The organism is Pseudoalteromonas sp. (genome assembly GCF_041613455.1).
GTDB lineage: Bacteria > Pseudomonadota > Gammaproteobacteria > Enterobacterales > Alteromonadaceae > Pseudoalteromonas.
Map to the genome: position 1 here is coordinate 1 of NZ_JBFJHD010000300.1, position 2,948 is coordinate 2,948.

The window sequence follows — 2,948 nt, forward strand, 5'->3', positions numbered from 1 at the left end:
ACCTAAAGGCAGCTCTGTGCCCATACTTTTTGATAAGTAACTTGTTGCTATTTCTTGCAAACCATAACCAATTAACAGCCCAATACTTACCGCCATTGCACATACAAGCAATAAATGGAGCATGTATATTTTGCGGATTATTGAACGGCTACCGCCTAGCGTTTACATCATCGCTACTGGGTCGTATTGGCGTTCACAATAACGTTTTGCTGAAACAGCTATAGCCACTGCGGCTAAAATAATACCTAATAAGCCGGCTAGTAATAAAAAGCTCTCTGCGCGGTTTAAGCTGTTTGAAATGGGTGATTGGCGGTCTTTAACGCCATACCATTGTTGGTTTTCTTTCATTTGTGGTTTAAGCCACTCGTAAAAGCTATTTATATCGGCCTCACTACCTGCATAAAGTTGGCGATAATAAACACGACTACCCGGCTGCACAACTTCGGTCTTTGCCACATCGTCAATATTAATAAGCACACGACGGCTACTCGAAAATACATTAAATGGCGCATCGGGCTCTTCTACAATAACTTTTGAAACATTAAATAATGCCGCGCCAAGCTCTACTTGCGCGCCTATATCAATATTTAAACTGTAAAATACCGACTCACTTAGCCACACATTACCCGGCGTTGGCCCGCTATTAGCAACTTTAGTTTCACCGGTTAGGGTATCTTTAACTTTTAACTGCCCTTTTAGAGGGTACGCATTAGATGCCGCTTTTACTGAGCTAAACTGCATTTCATCATCGGCAAACAACATAGTGTCGAAGTACACCATTTGCGCCGTTTTTAAATTTTGACTTTGTGCTTGAGTAATAAAAGCGGTGTCCAGAACATGGTCGCTTGCAAGTACACGGTCTGCTGCAATAAAAGCACTGCTTTTTTGCGCAATACTTTGCCCTATTCGCTCAGTAACCATCGACAGTGTAAGCACGGTTAAAACAGCAAGGGCGATAGCTGCGCTAATAACTGTTAGCTCACCACGGCGGAATTCTCGCGAAAATAATTTAAGCGCTAACTTAACCCACATTAGCAACGTCCTCTACTTGGCTTTTTACCAGTAAACCCGCTTCTATTTGAATAATGTGCTCACATTTTTGTGCAAGCCCTTCATCGTGAGTCACCAAAATAAGCGTGGTGCCGTGTTGCGTGTTTAAATCAAATAATAACGATTCAATCATTTTACCGTTTTTGCTGTCTAAATTAGCCGAAGGCTCATCAGCAAACAGTATTTTAGGTGTACCAATAAATGCTCGCGCAATAGCAACACGTTGCTGTTCACCGCCAGAGAGTTGCGACGGATAATGATCAATTCGATGGCTCAAGCCTACTTTTTCAAGCAAAGCAATTGCTTGCTCTTTTGCATCACTTTCACCAGCGAGCTCTGCTGGCAGCATAACGTTTTCTAGTGCCGTTAAGCTTTGTACTAACATAAACGATTGAAATACAAATCCAATTTTAGCCGCGCGCAGTGCAGCACGCTCTTCTTCATCTAAATTGTGTAATGGTTCACCATCTAAAAATATTTCACCGCTGCTGGCGGTGTCCAGCCCTGCTAATAAACTGAGTAACGTAGATTTACCAGAGCCCGACGTGCCAACAATAGCAACAGACTCGCCATGCTTGACATTAAAGCTGATGTCGCTGAGGATGGGCAGCTCACCTTCAAAGGTAGAGACTACTTTAGACAAACCATTAACCTGAATTATATTTAATTGAGAAAGCGCTGACATATGACTCATTCAATCCTTCGTTTAGTATTCATTTTATTTTTAGTTATCAAACCGCTGAGCGCAGCAGCCGACAACACGATTTTAATACTCGGTGACAGTTTAAGCGCAGCCTACGGACTTCAACAAGAAGAAGGCTGGGTAAAATTGTTACAAGATAAATACGATGACGAACAAGCCGACATTGAACTTATCAACGCCAGTATTAGTGGCGAAACATCTGGTGGAGCCCTACGCCGTTTAGATGTATTGCTTGAGCAATACGAACCCACTCATGTACTTATTGAGCTAGGTGCTAATGACGGTTTACGTGGTTTTCCAGTCAAAAAAATGCAAACTAACTTAACGTCTCTTATTCAAAAAAGCCAAGCAGCTAATGCGATGACCGCCTTAATGGAGATTTACATTCCCCCTAATTACGGCCCGCGTTACAGTAAAATGTTTACTGACACTTTCTCGCGCGTTAGCGAAGAAACAAATGCGCATTTAATGAACTTTTTTATGCTAGATATTGCCAGCCAATCTGATCTAATGCAAAACGATAGTTTACACCCTAACAAAAAAGCTCAGCCATTAATACGAGATGAGATGTATGACTCGATCAAAAAGTGGTTAAATAAAGACTAGCTAATTAATACACCGCAAGGGCGCCTTTTTAGGCCTCTTGCGTAATAAACACCCAAACAAACAATCGCTTATTGATTTTTAAAAAAATACACGTACTATTGCATACAAATCGGTATGTGGCGCAGCTTGGTAGCGCACTGTCATGGGGTGGCAGGGGTCGAGAGTTCGAATCTCTCCATACCGACCATTTTAATCCTCCAAAAACAACACCTTAAACCCAATTAAAAATAGTTCGCAATAACGCTGTGGTAAAATAGTGGTAATATTGTGGTAAAACTATTTTACGTAAATATATCCTTCTATCACTCGTAGACTTAACTTCAATTACTCGCTACCTTTAATTATTGTTTAACTTAAGGCGTATAAGCATGCACATTTTTTTAATGCTTGCCAGTATGATCATTGGCTTATCAATTGGAACCAATTTAACTTGGCTTCTTGGTTTGCCTGTTATTTTACTTAGTTTGCTATTCTTAAATATGGGCTCAGCAGCATGGCGTGAAAGACAAGAAGCCTTCGCATTATTTTTTGGCTTATGCTGCGGCGCATTTATTTTTGTCTCTAATTTAATATTGTAGATTGATCCGAT

At 40.9% G+C, this 2,948-nt stretch carries 3 protein-coding genes, 1 tRNA gene and 1 pseudogene; 2 read left to right on the forward strand and 3 right to left on the reverse strand.

The features are described 5' to 3' along the window. Together ABYB02_RS16245 and ABYB02_RS16250 are read right to left on the reverse strand one after the other, a co-directional pair. Positions 1-1,032 (reverse strand): annotated as a pseudogene (locus ABYB02_RS16245) (ABC transporter permease); the annotation flags it as partial. Next, positions 1,022-1,735 carry an ABC transporter ATP-binding protein gene (locus ABYB02_RS16250; RefSeq protein WP_008137049.1) on the reverse strand — a complete coding sequence of 238 codons (714 nt, stop codon included), beginning with the start codon at positions 1,733-1,735 and terminating at the stop codon, positions 1,022-1,024. The gene ABYB02_RS16250 and the pseudogene ABYB02_RS16245, both read right to left, overlap by 11 nt. Here ABYB02_RS16250 and ABYB02_RS16255 point away from each other — a divergent pair, their 5' ends adjacent. Further along, complete coding sequence (locus tag ABYB02_RS16255; protein WP_372763420.1) at positions 1,736-2,359, forward strand: arylesterase; 624 nt, start codon at positions 1,736-1,738, stop codon at positions 2,357-2,359. It begins immediately after the preceding gene. Between the two features lie 110 nt (positions 2,360-2,469). After that, positions 2,470-2,546 (forward strand) — tRNA-Pro (locus tag ABYB02_RS16260). A 150-nt stretch (positions 2,547-2,696) separates the two neighbouring features. Here the strand turns inward: ABYB02_RS16260 and ABYB02_RS16265 are convergent. Continuing rightward, the coding region (locus tag ABYB02_RS16265; protein ID WP_372763421.1) for a hypothetical protein at positions 2,697-2,948 on the reverse strand (252 nt) is incomplete at its 5' end.